General features: G+C 72.3%; 11 protein-coding genes and 1 pseudogene. 8 read left to right on the top strand and 4 right to left on the bottom strand.

Annotated features, from left to right (window positions below; all coding sequences use genetic code 11):
- The first annotated feature begins 82 nt into the window (after positions 1–82).
- From ACFYOP_RS23695 to ACFYOP_RS23680, 4 genes are all read left to right on the top strand, one after another.
- Positions 83–3,070, top strand: a complete 2,988-nt coding sequence (locus ACFYOP_RS23695; protein WP_356895291.1) for a protein kinase — start codon at positions 83–85, stop codon at positions 3,068–3,070.
- A 113-nt stretch (positions 3,071–3,183) separates the two neighbouring features.
- Positions 3,184–4,863, top strand: a complete 1,680-nt coding sequence (locus tag ACFYOP_RS23690) for a protein kinase (protein WP_356895293.1) — start codon at positions 3,184–3,186, stop codon at positions 4,861–4,863.
- Between the two features lie 114 nt (positions 4,864–4,977).
- Positions 4,978–6,594 carry a succinic semialdehyde dehydrogenase gene (locus tag ACFYOP_RS23685; RefSeq protein WP_356895295.1) on the top strand — a complete coding sequence of 539 codons (1,617 nt, stop codon included), beginning with the start codon at positions 4,978–4,980 and terminating at the stop codon, positions 6,592–6,594.
- A 65-nt stretch (positions 6,595–6,659) separates the two neighbouring features.
- Positions 6,660–8,471, top strand: coding sequence for a GMC family oxidoreductase (locus ACFYOP_RS23680; RefSeq protein WP_356895297.1), 1,812 nt, complete (start codon positions 6,660–6,662; stop codon positions 8,469–8,471).
- Between the two features lie 130 nt (positions 8,472–8,601).
- Here the strand turns inward: ACFYOP_RS23680 and ACFYOP_RS23675 are convergent, their stop codons facing one another.
- The gene (locus ACFYOP_RS23675) at positions 8,602–9,711 is read right to left on the bottom strand and encodes an LAETG motif-containing sortase-dependent surface protein (RefSeq protein WP_356895299.1); all 1,110 of its coding nucleotides are present in this window, start codon (positions 9,709–9,711) and stop codon (positions 8,602–8,604) included.
- A gap of 363 nt (positions 9,712–10,074) precedes the next feature.
- Here ACFYOP_RS23675 and ACFYOP_RS23670 point away from each other — a divergent pair, with 363 nt between their 5' ends.
- A complete protein-coding gene (locus ACFYOP_RS23670; RefSeq protein ID WP_356895301.1) occupies positions 10,075–11,724 on the top strand; it encodes a hypothetical protein in 1,650 nt (549 codons plus the stop codon).
- Positions 11,725–12,286: 562 nt separating this feature from the next.
- On the opposite strand, the gene ACFYOP_RS23665 is transcribed toward ACFYOP_RS23670, so the two are convergent.
- Positions 12,287–12,625: a chorismate mutase gene (locus ACFYOP_RS23665; RefSeq protein WP_356895515.1), complete on the bottom strand. Its 339-nt coding sequence runs from the start codon at positions 12,623–12,625 to the stop codon at positions 12,287–12,289.
- A gap of 257 nt (positions 12,626–12,882) precedes the next feature.
- Between ACFYOP_RS23665 and guaA the strand changes: the two genes are divergently transcribed.
- The 3 genes and pseudogenes from guaA to ACFYOP_RS23650 all read left to right on the top strand — a co-directional run bounded on the left by guaA (position 12,883) and on the right by ACFYOP_RS23650 (position 15,780).
- Positions 12,883–14,463: a glutamine-hydrolyzing GMP synthase gene (guaA, locus tag ACFYOP_RS23660; protein ID WP_356895303.1), complete on the top strand. Its 1,581-nt coding sequence runs from the start codon at positions 12,883–12,885 to the stop codon at positions 14,461–14,463.
- Between the two features lie 99 nt (positions 14,464–14,562).
- Positions 14,563–15,151: pseudogene (locus ACFYOP_RS23655) on the top strand (Uma2 family endonuclease).
- A 104-nt stretch (positions 15,152–15,255) separates the two neighbouring features.
- On the top strand, positions 15,256–15,780 hold the full coding sequence (locus ACFYOP_RS23650) for a DoxX family membrane protein (protein WP_356895305.1): 525 nt from the start codon (positions 15,256–15,258) through the stop codon (positions 15,778–15,780).
- Here ACFYOP_RS23650 and ACFYOP_RS23645 read toward each other — a convergent pair.
- Together ACFYOP_RS23645 and ACFYOP_RS23640 are read right to left on the bottom strand one after the other, a co-directional pair.
- The gene (locus ACFYOP_RS23645; protein WP_356895307.1) at positions 15,687–15,986 is read right to left on the bottom strand and encodes a hypothetical protein; all 300 of its coding nucleotides are present in this window, start codon (positions 15,984–15,986) and stop codon (positions 15,687–15,689) included. The two genes, ACFYOP_RS23650 and ACFYOP_RS23645, sit on opposite strands and share 94 nt — an antisense overlap.
- A complete protein-coding gene (locus ACFYOP_RS23640) occupies positions 15,973–17,250 on the bottom strand; it encodes a PspC domain-containing protein (protein ID WP_356895309.1) in 1,278 nt (425 codons plus the stop codon). Before ACFYOP_RS23640 ends, ACFYOP_RS23645 begins: the two co-directional genes overlap by 14 nt.
- Between the last annotated feature and the right edge of the window lie 11 nt (positions 17,251–17,261).

The following is a 17,261-nucleotide window of genomic DNA, read 5'->3' as shown; positions in this document are numbered from 1 at the left end:
GGGGCCGCTGAGCGACCGGAATTGACGGCTTTCGTGCGTGGTTCCGGTTCCGACCGGGACAGCGCGCTGGTGGGGAGGCGTCGTGGACGACTATGCGGGCAGGGTGCTGGCCGACCGCTACCGCCTGCCGTTGCCGCCCTCCGACGCGTACGAGTTCGCGGAGACCCGTGCGTTCGACACCTACAGCGGCCATGAAGTCCTGGTGCGGCAGGTCCCGCTGCCCGAGGTCGTGGACGCGGAGGTGCTCGACGGGGACGGCCTCGCCGGGACCGCCGTGCCCCGGCAGGCCCGGGGCGGCGGCAGGGGCGGCACGACGCGGCGGCCCACGGACCCGGCGGTGCTGCGGGCCGTCGAGGCGGCGCAGGCGGCCGCGCAGATCCCCGACCACCCCCGGCTGGACCAGGTCTTCGACGTCTTCGCCGAGGACGGCTCGCTGTGGATCGTGAGCGAGCGGGTCTCGGCCCGGCCGCTGGCCGCACTGCTCGCGGAGAAGCCCCTCACCCCGTACCGGGCGGCCGAGGTCGCCTCCGACGTGCTGACCGCGCTGCGTGTCCTGCACGCGCACGGCTGGACCCACCGCAACATCACCGTGCGCACCGTGCTCGTCTGCGACGACGGACGCGTCGTGCTGACCGGACTGGCGTCCGGCGCGGCGGAGGAGGCGCTCTGCGGGTACTCGCCCGTGCCGGAGCCGGAGCCGGAGCCGGAAGGGGAGCCGGAACCGGAGCCGGAACCGCAGCCGGAGCACGACCCGGAGCCGGAGCTGGACTTCGAGGACGCCGGCGACGTTGTGGCTCAGCCCGACGGCGGCCCGGCGCCCGGGGGTTCCGGGCACCTGGAGCTGCCCCAGCAGGGCGGACCGCAGGCCGGGGTGCCGGACGTGCGTGCGGCTCGGGCCGGCGCGATCGCGGCGTACCGCGCCGGAGCGCGGGCCGGGGCGCGTACGGGGGAGGGCCGGCGCCACACACAGGACCCGGACGCGGCACGCCGCGACGCCCTGGAGCAGGACGGCCTCGACCCCGACTGGTGGGCGCGCCGGCCCGACGAGGGGCGCCGCGGCCTGCTCGGGCTCGGGGCTGCGGACGAGGACGACGACGCGGAGTTCGAGGAGCCGGACTTCGGCGTCCCGCGTCGGACCGACCTGGACCACGACCGGTACGACCCCGACGACCTGTACCGCCACGACGGCCGGCCGTCCCGCGACCCCGGCGCCGACCGCCGCGACGACCCGGACGGGCAAGGCCCCGGGCCCGCCCGGCTCGCGGGCACCTGGCACGACGCGCCCTTCCCCGGCCGCGAGGGCCCCGGCTCCCTGCCCGTCGGGGGCGGCGGCGGCCCCCGTGGCATCGCCGCCCGGCCCGCCCTGCCGGCTGCGCGCGACCACGACGCGTACCACGACGCGTACCGAGACGACCCGTACGGCGTGCGCCGGGCGGGCGGCGAGCGCGGCGGTGTGCGGCCCGCGTTGCCCGTCGCCCGTACCGACAGCGGTCCCGGCGGGGGCGGCAACAGGCACTCGGGCGGACCGCGGCCCGCTCTCCCCCCGGCGCGTACGGAGAGCGCCGCCGGCGGCAGCTGGCACGGCAGCGGTGACGCCATGCGCGCCGACGCGCAGCGCCGTCCCGCGGCCGGCGGCGCGGCGCCCTCCGGTCACTGGGACGGTGCCGTCGCCGGCGACGGCCCGCCCGCGTACAGCGGCCCCTCCACCCCGCTGGCCGCCGAGCGCGCCCGTCAGGCGCGGATCACCGTCGTCGGCGCCGTCACCGAGCGGTGGGCGCCCGAGCAGGCCGGGCCGGTGCACGAGAACTGGCAGCTGGCCGCGCCGGTCGGTCCGGCCACCGACCTGTGGGCGCTGGGGGCGCTGCTGTACCGGGCCGTACAGGGCCACGCGCCCTATCCGGAGGAGAACGCGGCCGAGCTGGTCCAGCTGGTGTGCGCGGAGCCGCCCGCCTTCGCCGAGGAGTGCGGTCCACTGCGGCCGGTCGTCGAATCGCTGCTGCGTCAGGACCCCACGGAACGCCCCGACTTCGAGGAGCTGCGCGGCTGGCTGCGTTCGCTGGTGCGGTCGGCCCCGGAGCCGGAGGCGGGGATGGACGTCGTGCCGCTGCCGGCCGGCGCGGTCGACGGATCACGGCTGCCGATCGTGCGCCGGCGGGGCGAGCTCGTCCGCAGACGCCGGTCCGGCAGGGCGGACACGGCGCACGGCCGCCACCGCCACAAGAAGCCCAAGGGTGGTCGCGAGCGTGGCCGCGTCCAGGGCGCGGCCCGCGCCGAAGTCGCCCCGCCCGCACGGGCGTACGAGGAGCCGTACGAGGTGCCGCCGCGCGACACGTCGTACCGGGAGCCGTACGGGAATCCGGGACGGAGGCCGCGGGCCCTCGGCCGGACGCTCCTGCTGCTGATCCTGCTCGCCCTGGTGGCCGCGGTCGCCTACGCGGTGCTGTTCATGCCGAAGTCCGGCGAGGAACAGCAGCCGCAGGGGCAGAACACGGGCGGGCAGCCGTCGCAGGCCGGTCCGAGCCCCGGTCGTACGGGCGGCGAGGACAGTCCTGGGCCCACTCCCAGCGGCACCCCCGGGTCGCAGCAGCCCCAGACGTCCGCCCCGGCCGGCGACCTCCCCGACGGGTATGTGCTCCGCGACGACCCGGAGGGCTTCAGGATCGCCGTCGACAAGACCTGGCAGCGCCGGCCGATCAACGACGCCGGCCAAGTCCGCTACGCCGGCGGCGACTTCACCCTCATCGTGGTCCCCGGCAGGGACACCGTGCAGGGGAACGGCGACGACCCGCTGGCCTACCAGCGGGACAAGGAGCCGGAGCTCCAGCCCTTCCGCGACTCGTCGTGGGCCAGTGCGAGCGGGCTGCGCCGCATCGAGGTGGGCGGACGGACCATGGCGGAGGGGCAGTTCACCTGGCAGGACAGCAACGGCCGCGAGGTGTACGTGCGCAACTTCGCGTTCGCCGTCGACGGCGCGTACCACGTGGTCCAGGTGATCGGACCGGACGCGGAGCGTGACAAAGTGACCGAGATCTTCGAGCAGGCCACCGGCAGTTACCGCCCCGGCCCCTGAGTGCGCGACCGCGCACACAACGCGCATCACAGTGCGGTCACTTGAGGCGTCCGAGGTTCCGTGGCCGTACTCCCCGTCCGTAATCTGGCATTCCAAGGAACAGGGCGGGGTACGTGGAACACACTCGAAGTTCAGGCACCGGTCTGCTGCTCGCCGGGCGCTACCGGCTGGGCGAGACCCTCGGACGCGGCGGGATGGGCAAGGTCTGGCGCGCTCATGACGAGGTGTTGCACAGAGTGGTCGCCGTCAAGGAGCTGACGGCGGGTCTGTACGTGTCCGAGGCCGACCGGGCCGTCATGCACGCCCGGACCCAGAAGGAGGCACGGGCGGCGGCGCGCATCAGCCACCCGGGGGTCGTCACCGTCCATGACGTGCTCGAACACGACGCGCGGCCCTGGATCGTCATGCAGTACGTGGACGGGCCCTCGCTCGCGGACGCCGCCAAGGAGCCGGGGCGGGTCGACGAGCGGGAGGCGGCGCGGATCGGTCTCGACGTCCTGCGGGCGCTGGGCGCCGCGCACGCCGCCGGGGTGCTGCACCGGGACATCAAGCCCGCCAACGTACTGCTGGCCAAGGACGGCCGCGCGCTCATCACGGACTTCGGGATCGCGGCCATCGAGGGCGACTCGACGATCACCAGGACGGGCGAGATCGTCGGGTCGATCGACTATCTCGCGCCCGAGCGGGTGCGGGGCCACGACCCGGGGCCGGCCTCCGATCTGTGGTCGCTGGGTGCGACGTTGTTCACCGCGGTGGAGGGGACGTCGCCGTTCCGGCGTTCGTCGCCGCTGGCGACGATGCAGGCCGTGGTGGACGAGGAGCCGCCGGCGCCCGGGCGCGCGGGGCGGCTCGGGCCGGTGATCACGGCGCTGCTGCGCAAGGACCCGGCCGCGCGGCCTTCCGCGGCGGAGGCCGAGCGGATGCTGACCGAGGCCATGGAGGGGCGGGCGTCTGACGCCACGGAGGGGGCGCGCCATCCGGTGCGGGTGCCGACGCAGCGGATGGCGCAGCCGGCTCCGCCGCCACAGTCGGTGACGGCACCGGAGTTCGGTGCGCCGCAGTCGGGCACGGCACCGGAGTTCGGTGCGCCGCAGTTCCGCACGGAGCCGGTGGGCGGGCCCGGCCCCGGCCGTCGCGGCGGCCGGATACGCACGGCGCTGATCGTCGTGGTCCTGGCGGCCGTGGTCGGCGGCGGCGCGGGCCTGGCGATGCAGTACGCGGGCAAGGGCGCCGGGGACGGCGGCAACCGGTCGGCGGACAAGCCCGCCGACGACAGGCCCTCGGCGGGCAAACCTTCCGAGAAGCCCGAGCAGAGCCCGGGCACGGACGCGTCGGGACTGCCGGAGGGCTGGCAGCGCGTCGACGACCCGGAGGGCTTCGTCCTCTGGGTGCCCGACGGCTGGCGGCGCCAGATGGACGGCAACCAGATCGACTACACGCCGGACAACGGCCGGCACCGCATCCGCATCAGCATCGATCCGGCGCCCGACCACGAGAACCCGTACATGCACATGCTCGACATGGAGAAGAGTCTGGAGAAGCGGCTGCCGGACTACGGGCGGGTGCTGCTGCACCCCAACACCTTCCGGGACCAGCCGCTCTCCGCGCTCTGGGAGTTCACCTGGACGGAGGGCACCGAGCATCCCGGCCCGCGGCGGGCGATCGACCAGATGTACTACGAGGACGACGGCACGGAGTACGCCCTCTACATGTCCGGCCCCGCGACGGACTGGACGACGACACGTGAGCAGTTCGACATCATGTTGCGCGGATGGCGGCCTCCGAGTACCTGATAGGCCCTGATCAGGGCTTATGTGCCAGTGATCGCTGGCGCGGTCGTGCACACCTGGTGAAAAGGTGTTACCGACGGGTACCCAAAGTGCTTCGCTACGCCTACTCTCGCCCCCATGACGGACTCGCAGGCCACCGCCACCGCCCTGGGCACCAACCCGACCGCCGCCGCCCCGGCCGGCGCGCGCACCGCCGCCGACGTGGTGACCCCGGAAGTGGTCGCCCGGCTCACCAAGGGCGTCACCGGCTCCGGCCGCACCGCCAACCACACGCCGTTCACCGGCGAACGACTGGCCGAGCTCCCCGAGTCGACGCCCGAGGACGTGGCCGCGGCCTTCGCACGCGCCCGCGCCGCGCAGACCGCGTGGGCCGCCACCCCGGTCCGGGCCCGTGCGGCCGTCCTGCTGCGCTTCCACGACCTGGTCCTCGCCCGCCAGGCGGAGGTCCTCGACCTGATCCAGCTCGAGACCGGCAAGGCCCGGCTGCACGCGCACGAGGAGGTGCTGGCCGTCGCCGTGGCCGCCCGCCACTACGGGCGCAAGGCCCCCTCGTACCTGAAGCCCAAGCGGCACACCGGCGTGGTCCCGGTGCTCACCAGGACGACCGAACTGCGTCACCCGCGCGGCGTGGTGGGGCAGATCGCACCCTGGAACTATCCGCTGGAGCTGTCCGTGGGCGACGCGCTGCCCGCGTTCGTCAGCGGCAACGCCGTCGTCATGAAGCCCGACACCGAGACCGCGCTCACCGCCCTGTGGGCGCGTGACCTGCTGATCGAGGCCGGTCTGCCCGCGGAGGTGTTCCAGGTCGTCCTCGGCGAAGGCCCGGCCGTCGGACCCGAGGTCGTGAAGCACGCCGACTACGTCTCCTTCACCGGCTCCACCCGCACCGGCCGCGAGGTGGCGCAGGGCGCGGCCGCCCGCCTGGTGGGCGTCTCTCTCGAGCTCGGCGGCAAGAACGCCATGCTGGTGCTCCACGACGCCGACGTGGAGAAGGCCGCCGCCGGCGCCGTACGCGCCTGCTTCTCCTCCGCCGGCCAGCTCTGCATCTCCATCGAGCGGCTGTACGTGCACGAGTCGATCGCCGACGACTTCGTCGAGCGGTTCGCCGCCCGTACCAAGGCCATGCGGCTCGGCAACTCCCTCGCCTACGGCGCCGACATGGGCTGCCTCGTGGGCGAGCGCCAGCTCGAGACCGTGACCCGCCACGTCGAGGAGGCCGTCGCCAAGGGCGCCAGGCTCGTCGCGGGCGGAGTCGCCCGGCCCGACATCGGCCCGCTGTTCTACGAGCCCACCATCCTCGACGGCGTCGAGGCGCCGATGGCCGTGTGCACGGAGGAGACCTTCGGACCGGTCGTCTCCGTCTACCGCTTCACCGACGAGGACGACGTTATCGAGCGGGCCAACGCCACCCCGTACGGCCTCAACTCCAGCGTCTGGACCAAGGACGGCCGGCGCGGTCACGCCGTCGCCGCCCGGCTGCGCTCCGGCACCGTCAACATCAACGAGGGCTACGCACCGGCGTACGGCAGCGTCCAGTCCCCGATGGGCGGCATGAAGGACTCCGGCCTCGGCCGGCGCCACGGCTCCGAGGGCATCCTCAAGTACACGGAGGCGCAGACCGTGGCCCAGCAGCGGCTCATGCCGCTCGCCCCGTCGTTCGGCATGGACGACGAGAAGTACGCCGCGTTCATGAGCACCAGCCTCAGGGCGATGAAGGCCCTGCGCCTGCGCTGACAGGCCCCACCTGCGAACCCGCCGCCCCCCGTCCCCTGACGCCCGCACATTTCACGAGGAGAGCCATGTCAGAGGTACCCCCTGCCCGGAACGAGGACGCGGGCGCCGGCGAAGCGTACGACTACGACGTGCTCGTCGTGGGCTCCGGCTTCGGCGGCTCCGTCTCGGCGCTGCGCCTCACCGAGAAGGGCTACCGGGTCGGCGTGCTCGAGGCCGGCCGGCGCTTCACCCGCGAGTCCCTGCCGAAGAACTCCTGGGACCTGCGCAACTACCTCTGGGCCCCTGCCCTCGGCCTGTTCGGCATCCAGCGCATCCATCTGCTCGGCAAGGTGATGGTGCTGGCCGGAGCGGGCGTCGGCGGCGGTTCGCTCAACTACGCCAACACCCTCTACGTCCCGCCAGCGCCGTTCTTCGACGACCCGCAGTGGAAGGACATCACCGACTGGCAGGACGAGCTCCAGCCGTACTACGACCAGGCACGCCGGATGCTCGGCGTGCGGCTCAACCCGACGACGACGCCCTCCGACGTCCACCTGAAGGCGACCGCGGAGGCGATGGGCGTCGGCGACAGCTTCCACATGGCCCCCGTCGGCGTGTTCTTCGGCGACGGCGAGGACGCCGACGGCACGGTGAAGGCCAGGCCCGGCGAGGAGGTCGCCGACCCGTACTTCGGCGGCGCGGGCCCCTCCCGCAAGGCGTGCAGCGAGTGCGGCGAGTGCATGACGGGCTGCCGTCACGGCGCGAAGAACACCCTCAACGAGAACTATCTGTACCTCGCGGAGAAGGCGGGCGCCGTCGTCCACCCGATGACGTCCGTCGTCGCCGTCACCGAGGACTCCCGTGGCGGCTTCGCGGTCCGGACCCTGCCGAGCGACAACCGGCGCAAGGGCAAGGGCCGTACGTTCACCGCCCGCCGGGTCGTCATCGCCGCCGGCACGTACGGCACGCAGACGCTGCTGCACCGGATGAAGGACGGCGGACTGCTGCCGCATCTGTCGGCGCGGCTCGGCGAGCTGACCCGCACCAACTCCGAGGCACTGGTGGGCGCGCAGACCGACAACCGGCGCTACCGCAAGCGCCACGGCGCGGACAGGGTCGACTTCACCCGCGGCGTGGCCATCACCTCGTCCATCCACCCCGACGAGAACACCCACATCGAGCCCGTCCGCTACGGCAGGGGCTCGAACGCGATGGGCGGCATGACCGTCCTCCAGGTCCCCTACCGGGTCAAGGGCCGGGTCGCCGGCTGGCTCGGCAACATGGCGAGGCACCCCTGGCTCGCGATGCGCGCGCTCTCCAACCGGCGCTGGTCGGAGCGGACCATCATCGGTCTGGTCATGCAGTCCCTCGACAACTCGCTGACCACATACCGCAAGCCGAAGGGCCTCGGCAAGGGCCTGCTCACCGCCCGCCAGGGCCACGGCGCGCCGAACCCGACGCAGATCCCCGAGGCGACGCGGGCGGCCTCGCTGCTCGCCGAGGAGATCAACGGCTTCGCCGGCTCGAACATCGGCGAACTGATGGGCACCCCGCTCACCGCGCACTTCCTGGGCGGCTGCCCGATCGGCGACTCCCCGCGGACCGGCGTGATCGACCCGTACCACCGGCTGTACGGGCACCCCGGCATCTCGGTCGTCGACGGCGCCGCGGTCTCGGTGAACCTGGGCGTCAACCCGTCGCTGACCATCACCGCCCAGGCGGAGCGGGCGATGTCCTTCTGGCCCAACAACGGCGACGAGGACCCGCGGCCGGCGCAGGACGCGCAGTACCGGCGGCTGTCCCCGGTCGCACCGAAGTCCCCGGCCGTTCCGGACGAGGCGTTCGGCGCGCTGAAGCTTCCGTTCCTCGGCATGCCGGCGGTCCCGCCGAAGAAGTGACCCCGCTCCGGGCGCGCTTCGGATGCGGTTCGGCCGCGCTTCGGACGCACGAAGGCCGCTGCACCCCCCTCCGAGTGCAGCGGCCTTTGTGGCTTCGGGGGCCTGAACGCCAGGCGTCAGGCGTCAGCCGTTACGCGGTGGCGTCACCACGGCGGCGCTTCATGGCGAAGACCACACCGGCGCCGGCGAGGACGGCGATGCCGCCGATCGCGCCGATCACGGGCAGGCTCGAGTCGGAACCGGTCTCGGCGAGGTTGCCGGTGACCGGGAGTTCCTTGACGCCGCCCTGCGGCTTCGGGTCCGGGCCCTTGTCGTCCGGCTTGCCCTTGCCCGGCTTGGCCTCGCCCGGGGTCTCGTTCGGGGTGCCCGGCTTCAGGACGGTGAAGTCGGCCCAGGCGCCCGCGTTCTCGGCGATGCACTCCTGGCCCTCGACGTCACCGAGGTAGCCGCCGGAACCGATGGCGTAGCTGTCGCCGGCAGGCGCGTCCTTCGCGATGCTGACACGGAGGTCGATCTTCACGAAGTCCTGGGACTTCATGGTCTCGACGCCCCAGAAGTAGTCACCCGCGTACGACTCGTCGCCGATCCGCTCCCACTTGTCGGTGCCGGGGAGGCGGAACTGCAGCTCGACGTGCTTGCTGAGCCACTTGTCCTCGTCGACCTCGTAGTTCTCGACCTCGGCGTAGAAGGCGACCTCCTTGAGGTCGGCCTTCGAGTCGTTGGTGATGGTGAGGTTGAAGTCCTCCCAGCCGCTGCCGGCGACGATCTTGGCAGGCAGCCCGGAGAGCTTGAGGCCGAGCGCCTTCTCCTCGAAGTTCTCGTCCAGCTCCTCGCAGTACGGCGGGAACTCCTCGTCGGGGTTCTCCTCGTCCTCCGGGGTCTTCCCCTCCTCCGGGGTCTTCCCGTCGGTTCCCTCGCCCGGGGTCTTCTCTTCCAGGGTTCCCTCGCCGGGGGTGCCGGCCTCGGGCTTGTCCTCTGTCTTCGTCTCACCGGCAGTGCCGGCGTCCGGAGTGGTTCCGTCCGGCGTCTGCTCGCCGGAGGTGTCCGGCGTCGTGGTGTCCGGCGTCTGCGTGCCGGTGGTGTCGTCGGCCGGGTCTTCGGTGCCCGGGGTGTCGGAGCCCGTCTCGGTGGAGACCGGGGGCGTGCTGGTCGTCGCGTACGCAGCCGGCGCCGCCAGGAAGGTGGCGGGTGCGATGACGGCCGTCGCGGCAGCGAGGGCCATGGCGCGGCGAAGCTTCATTGAGACCTCAGTGAAGTCTGGGTACCGCGGGAGGCGGCACGAAGGCTGATTCGGAACCTCCCGGGCACCACCTGGGTGCGAACACGTGAGGTCGTTGTTACGCATGCATGACCTGCGACGAGGGGGATTGGTTGCACGCAGACTCACGGGATCTTTATGTGACCTGCGCCACGGCCTGCCTTCATGGCTCGAACGAGATGAATCCGTGATCGCCCGCCGTGCAACGTTCCGCGCGGGCGCGCGGTCACATGATCGAGGTGTCACCCCAAGTGGCTCCCGCTGTACCGGAGGAAGAGAGTGGACATCAGACGCGTATCCGTACGTTCTTCGTGGCGCCGGACGGCACTTGCCGGCCTGGCTGCCATGGCGGTCGCCGCCGTGGGGGTCACGGGAACCGCGCACGCCGAGGAAGCCCCGGTGCCGGTCACCATCAAGGGGACCGACAAACTCGACCTGTCGCTGAGCGGCGGCAACGTCGATCCGACCGAGCACAACGTCGAGATCAGGGTCGAGGGCCCGGGAGGGTACGACCCGGACGTCGAGCCGAACCCGGCGCCGATCCCGTCGGAGGGCTACTCGATCACCATCGACGCCACCGAACTCGCGGGCTTCGCCGACGTCGAGCTGCCCTGTGAGGCGGACGGGCTGATCGCGGTCTGCACGTCCGACACCCTCTACCCCGGTGACGTGCTCAACCCGAACTACGACCTCCGGGTCGAGGTCACGGACGAGAGCAAGGCGGGCGACTTCGGCAAGATCAGGGTGACCGGCCAGGGCAACGGCCTCACCTTCGACGAGCACACCGTCGACGTGCTCGTCGGCGGCCCCGAGCTCCGGATGAAGCAGCTGCCGGCCGAACCCGCGGGCTTCGCCGCGGGCGACACGTACACGGCGCCGCTCGGCTTCCGCAACGTCGGCAGCATGGCGGCCGACGGCGTGGTGCTCCGCTTCTCGGGCAGCCGCGGACTGTCGTTCCCCGCCACGTACGAGAACTGCGAGTACGCCGAGGAGAACAAGGACGACCTGGTCCACTACCGCAAGGTCGTCCTCTGCTCCTTCGAAGGCACTTTTGGGCCCGGTGAGAGCTGGCAGCTCAGCGAGCCGGTGAAGGTGAGGACCGCGGCCTTCGCGCTGCGCGACATCTTCTCCTACCGCTTCACGGCCGTCTCCCCGAAGCAGGCGGAGCAGCTGCGCGCGGGCCTCGTTTTCCGCGCCGGTACCGGTGCCGCGCTCACTCTGAAGCCGGCGCAGGAGGCCAGGTCCGGTGAGTACGTGCGGTACGCCGAGCGCGACTTCCCCACGAAGAACACCTATGACCTCGACCTGTCCGGCGGCCGCGCCGACGGCGCCAAGGGCGAGACGGTCAAGGTCGACGTCCGGCTGAGCAACCACGGTCCGGCGTGGATCGGTGCGCTGCGCTCGGGCGGGGAGCCGTTCAGCTTCACGGTCAACGTGCCCGAGGGCGCGAAGGTCACCAAGAGCCCCGCTTCCTGCCGGGCGATGAACACCGCGAACGGCGAGGACGAGTCCCAGTACCTGTGCTGGGCCGGCACGCCGATCATGGAGACCGAGCAGCGCGACTATCCGTTCGAGTTCCGTATCGACAAGGTCGTCGCGGGCGCCAAGGGCCGTATCCATTTCCCGGAGTTCCCCGGGAAGGAGGACGACCCCGCGGAGGGGAAGCCCGCCAACGACGACGGCTGGATCGTGCTGAACGGCACCGGTGACGAGGAGACCCCGGGCGACACCGGTGGCTCGACCGGCGGTTCTGGCTCGACCGGCGGCTCCACGGGCGGTACCACCGGTGGCTCGACCGGTGGTTCGACCGGCGGCTCCGGTGACGATGGCGGCACCACCGGCGGCTCGTCCGCCGGCACCACCGGTGGCGACTCCGCACAGGGCGGCCTGGCCTCCACCGGCTCCACCGCCCTGCTGGCCGCGGGCGGCGCCGCTGTGGCGCTCGCCGCGGGCGGGGTGCTCTTCGTGGCGGCCCGTCGCCGCCGCTCCGTCTGACCCCGCGCCGACGTCGCGAAGGGCCCCGTGGACATCGCGTCCGCGGGGCCCTTCCGGTCGGCACCGGCGTCAGGGCGGTGCCGGTGCCGGGGGCGCGGCGCCGGGGGGTGTGCGCCGCGTGGGGAGAGGCCGCCGGTCCGGCGCGCGGCGGCGCGCACGGGCGGCTGTCGCCTTCGTGAAAGGTGGTCGGGCGGAGGGGGACCATGCTCGGCTCGTGTCTGCTGGACGGGCTGCGGCGGGCGCAACCGTGGGACCGGATGCGGTCGGTGCCGGGCGTCCCCGGCGCCGACCGCTCTGTGGTGACCGGGCTGCTGTCCCCTGCCGACCGGTCACGCGCGCTGTGGCGAGGTCCCACGACGCACCTTCGGTACGTCACACGCCCCAGCGGAGCCACGCGTGGTTTCCTTCAAGGCCGCCCCTGGCTGGCACGGACAACGGGACCAACGAAGACCGGCGGGGTGCGTCACGCGCCGTACGGGTGAGGATGCGCCCGAACGCAGATACGCAGGCGTACGCGGACCGGCCGGACGCCTGCCGGGACTGCTGCCTGCCCGCGCGCCGGTCAGACCCTGCCCCGGCACAGCTCCAGCAGCGTCATCGCGATCGAGGTGCCCGGCCTGCCGAGCGCGTCCCGGTAGTGGGCCAGCACCTCCATCTCGCGCGCCAGGTTCACCCGGCGGCCGCCGGAGGCGATCCGGGCGTCCTGGATGACGGCGGAGACCGCCATCCGTTCCTGGATCAGGCCGATGATCCTGTCGTCGAGCGTGTCGATCCGCTCACGCGCGCCGCTGATCACGGCGGCGGCCCGGTCGGTGCGGGCGCCGGTCTTCTCGGTCTCGGTCACGGACATCTGGGGGCTCCTCGGTGAAGTGGTGGCCCCGGCCCGGCACGGCCCGGAAATGCCGAAGCGCCCCGGGCCTTGTCGGCCCGGGGCGCCTGGGAAGTCGCTGTTCAGCTGATCAAGCAGCGCGACCATGGCAGCCGGACGGGCCGGTGCCATAGGTAAAGACGAAGGTCAGCTGCTTGTGCATGGCGCCAGTATGGACCGCTTCCGGCCGCGGAGGCCAAAACCGGTTCGGATGGTGAGACGAAAAGTGTGCTCGGCGCGCCGGTAGAATCGACAAAGCAGACCCTTTTCCCCGCCGGAAGGCAGCCCCCGTGCCCGCAGCACCCTCCGCCGCCCCCGACGTCGTGCTCGTTGTCGACTTCGGTGCGCAGTACGCCCAGCTCATCGCCCGCCGTGTCCGTGAGGCCCGGGTCTACAGCGAGATCGTCCCCTCGACCATGCCGGTGGCCGAGATGCTGGCCAAGAACCCGAGGGCGATCATCCTCTCCGGCGGACCCTCGTCGGTGTACGCGGAGGGCGCCCCGCGCCTGGACCGTGCGCTCTTCGAGGCGGGTGTCCCCGTCTTCGGCATGTGCTACGGCTTCCAGCTGATGGCGACGACGCTCGGCGGCACCGTCGACAACACCGGCGCGCGCGAGTACGGCCGTACGCCGCTCCACGTCTCCAAGAGCGGCTCGACGCTCTTCGAGGGCACCCCGGACGAGCAGTCGGTGTGGATGTCGCACGGCGACGCCTGCTCCGCCGCCCCCGAGGGCTTCACCGTCACCGCCTCCACGGACGTCGTGCCGGTCGCCGCCTTCGAGAACGACGAGAAGAAGCTGTACGGCGTGCAGCACCACCCCGAGGTGATGCACTCCACCTACGGGCAGCAGGTGCTCGAGCACTTCCTCTACCGCGGCGCCGGCATCGAGCCGAACTGGACCACGGGCAACGTCATCGAGGAGCAGGTCGAGGCGATCCGCGCCCAGGTCGGCACCAAGCGCGCCATCTGCGGGCTGTCCGGCGGCGTGGACTCCGCGGTCGCCGCGGCCCTCGTGCAGAAGGCCATCGGCTCCCAGCTGACCTGCGTGTACGTCGACCACGGTCTGATGCGCAAGGGCGAGACCGAGCAGGTCGAGAAGGACTTCGTCGCGGCCACGGGCGTACAGCTCAAGGTCGTCGACGCGCAGGAACGGTTCCTGAAGGCGCTCGCCGGGGTGTCCGACCCCGAGGAGAAGCGGAAGATCATCGGCCGCGAGTTCATCCGGGTCTTCGAGCAGGCCCAGGCCGACATCGTGGCCGAGGCCGAGCACGGCGAGGACGTCGCCTTCCTCGTCCAGGGCACGCTCTACCCGGACGTCGTCGAGTCCGGCGGCGGCACCGGTACCGCCAACATCAAGTCGCACCACAACGTGGGCGGCCTGCCCGAGGACCTCGAGTTCGAACTCGTGGAGCCGCTGCGCCAGCTGTTCAAGGACGAGGTCCGCATGGTCGGCCAGGAGCTCGGCCTGCCGGACGAGATCGTCCAGCGCCAGCCGTTCCCCGGCCCCGGCCTCGGCATCCGGATCGTCGGCGAGGTCACCCGCGAGCGGCTCGACCTGCTCCGCGAGGCGGACGCGATCGCCCGCGAGGAGCTCACGGCGGCCGGCCTGGACCGCGACATCTGGCAGTGCCCGGTCGTGCTGCTCGCCGACGTCCGCAGCGTCGGCGTCCAGGGCGACGGCCGCACCTACGGCCACCCGATCGTGCTGCGCCCGGTCTCGTCCGAGGACGCGATGACGGCCGACTGGACGCGGATGCCGTACGACGTGCTGGCGAAGATCTCGACCCGGATCACCAACGAGGTCGCCGACGTGAACCGCGTCGTCCTCGACGTGACCAGCAAGCCGCCGGGCACCATCGAGTGGGAGTGACCGTTCCCGCAGGTCAACGCCGACGCCGTCGCTCATTCGTTTGAGCGGCGGCGTCGGCATTTGCCGTGGGTAGGCTGATCGTACGGAGGAATCCCGTCCATGGGAGGAACCATGATCGCTGAGGTCACGAACACCTGGACGGTGCCGCCGCAGGACGGATACACCGTGGACGACCTGCTGACGCTGCCCGACCTCCCGCCGCACAGCGAGCTGATCGACGGGCGTTTGGTCTTCGTGAGTCCGCAGCGAGTCTTCCACGCTGGTGATCGACCTTCTGGTAGCAGGGCTACGGCCGACTGTGCCATCCGAGTCGCGCGTCAACCGGGAGATGACCGTCGTAGTCGACAAGCGCAACGGGCCCGAGCCAGATGTCTCCATCGTCCGGGCCGAGTCCCTGAGCGGCCGTAAACAGACTTACTTCATGGCCGCGGACGTCCAGCTCGCAGTGGAGGTTGTCTCCCCGGACTCCGAGGCCCGCGACCGCAGTCGCAAGCCGCCGCTGTACGCGGAAGCGGGCATCCCGCACTTCTGGCTGGTCGAGATGGGCGGCGTCGAAGACCACCCCGTCGTCCACGTCTTCGAGTTCTCGCACGTCACGCAGTCGTACGCGCTCACCGGCATCCACCACGACCGCCTGAAGCTCTCCGTCCCGTTCGACATCGACCTGGCGGACATCGACAACCTCTGACGACGTCCCCGCTGTGTCACAGACTCCGTCGCCGACCTGGTGAGCGGCGTGGCCGCGGCGTACGTATGGTCGATCGACGGATCGGCTGAAGACGGGGACGACCAATGACGCACACGCAGCGCGCGACCACATGGGGCCACGGGACGACCGACGACGGGCCGCGGGGGCTGCGGGAGCAGGCCGGCCGGTATGCCCTGCTGCCGTTGCGGGTCTTTCTCGGCGTGACGTTCGTCTACGCGGGCCTCGACAAACTCACCGACAGTGCCTTCATGTCGGCCACCGGCACCGGCTCCATCGGGGAGCTGATGGCCGGCGTGCGCGACACGTCAGCGATCCCCGCCCTCGTCGACCTGGCGCTGAAGAACCCGGAGGGCTTCGGCTACGCCATCGCCTTCGGGGAGCTCGCCGTCGGCATCGGCACGCTCCTCGGCCTGCTGGCCCGGCTCGCCGCTCTCGGCGGGGCGTTGATCTCGCTGAGCCTGTGGCTGACCGTCAGCTGGCAGACGGACCCGTACTACTACGGCAACGACCTCGCCTATCTGATGGCCTGGCTGCCGTTGGTGCTCGCCGGCGCGTCGCTGTTCTCCGTCGACGCCCTGATCGCGGCACGGCGGCGTCGCACCCCGTAGTGCAGCGCGGCCACCGCGCCCGCCAGCCAGAGGCCGCCGAACACGATCGGGAACGCCACCCACCAGGGCGTGTGCCAGGCGCCGCCGGCGTCGCCGCCGTAGAGCAGGGCCGCGGTCAGTACGCTCAGGCCGGCGATCACGCCGGCCGGGCGGAAGCCGTGCAGATACACGCGGCGGGGTTCCGGTGCGGACTCATGACGTGGCACGGGTCACCTCCACATGTCCGAGGCCCACTTCGAGCTCCAGCTCCAGCGTGCCCGCCGGTTTCGCCCCCGCCGGCGGGGCCAGCGTGCGCCGGCGGTCCTGACTCGGGCCGACGTCGATGTCCTGCGCCGTCTCGTCGGGGAGCCGGATGTCGCCGACGCCGACCTGGGCGTCGATCTTCACGGTGGCGTCCTTCGGCAGGACGATCCTGAGCTGGCCCGCCCCGATCTCGGCCCGGGTCGACAGCGTCGTGCCGGCGGGAACGGCCAGGGTGGACAGGTCGAGCGTGCCGGCTCCGGTGCCCAGCTCGTAGAACGGTTCGACGGCCGTGACCGACGCGGGCCGCCAGGTCCGCTCGCCCCAGCTCGTGCTGATGTCCTTCGGCAGCGCGGAGGCCCCCGCGAGCAGCACGGCCGTGACCATCGTCAGCAGGACGGTGCCGAAGCCGGTGCGCCCGAGGACCGAGCCGACGAGCAGGCCGAGCCCGAACACCGCCAGCGCGGCCACCAGGCCGATCTGCAGGGCCGTGCCCAGGGGCTGGCCCTCCCAGCTCAGCCCGGTGCCGAGGCCGCCCGCCAGCAGCGCCATGAGGAAGACCGGTCCGCCGATGCCCCGCGGACCCCGGTTCTGCCGGGGCACGGGGCCGTGCCCGGTGCGGGCCCGCGGCGCGGCGGCCTCCGCGACCGCCGACTCCGGGCCCCACAGATAGCCGGTCGGGACCGGCCCGGTCGTGCCGTCCTTGACGATCGGGTCGCGCCACCAGGAGGGGCTTTCCGGCACGGGCGGCGCCTTGGTCTCCGGCGGGGCCTCCGCGACCGCGTGGGCCGTCGCCGTGTCCCCCGGCGCGCCGTCGTGCACCGCCAGCCGGCGGCGCTGGGACCACACGCCCGCGCCGGCGACCGCCAGTGACAGCATTGCCGCGAAGAAGAGGGCTCCGCCGTTGCCCAGCATGGAGAGGAAGAGCCCGCAGCCGATCAGTGCGAGGAGCACGGCTGTCAGCGACGCGCCGTCGACCCGGCCGGTCAGCAGCCGGCGGAACTCGTTCTCCTCGTCGTCCTCCGACGGGAGCAGCAGCCAGGCGAAGCCGTAGAAGATCAGCCCGATGCCGCCGGTCACGGAGAGCACGCCCACCGCGATCCGGAAGATCACCGGGTCCACGTCGCAGTACCGGCCCAGCCCGCCGCACACACCGGCCACCACCTTGTGGCGTGGGGAGCGGCGCAGCTGCGGTGTCTCGGGGGGCGGGACGGTCGGCTGCTCTGTCATGAGTCCATGGT

The sequence above is a fragment of the Streptomyces sp. NPDC006294 genome (genome assembly GCF_042870895.1).
Lineage (GTDB): Bacteria > Actinomycetota > Actinomycetes > Streptomycetales > Streptomycetaceae > Streptomyces.
This window is presented reverse-complemented; position numbering and strand designations above follow the sequence as displayed.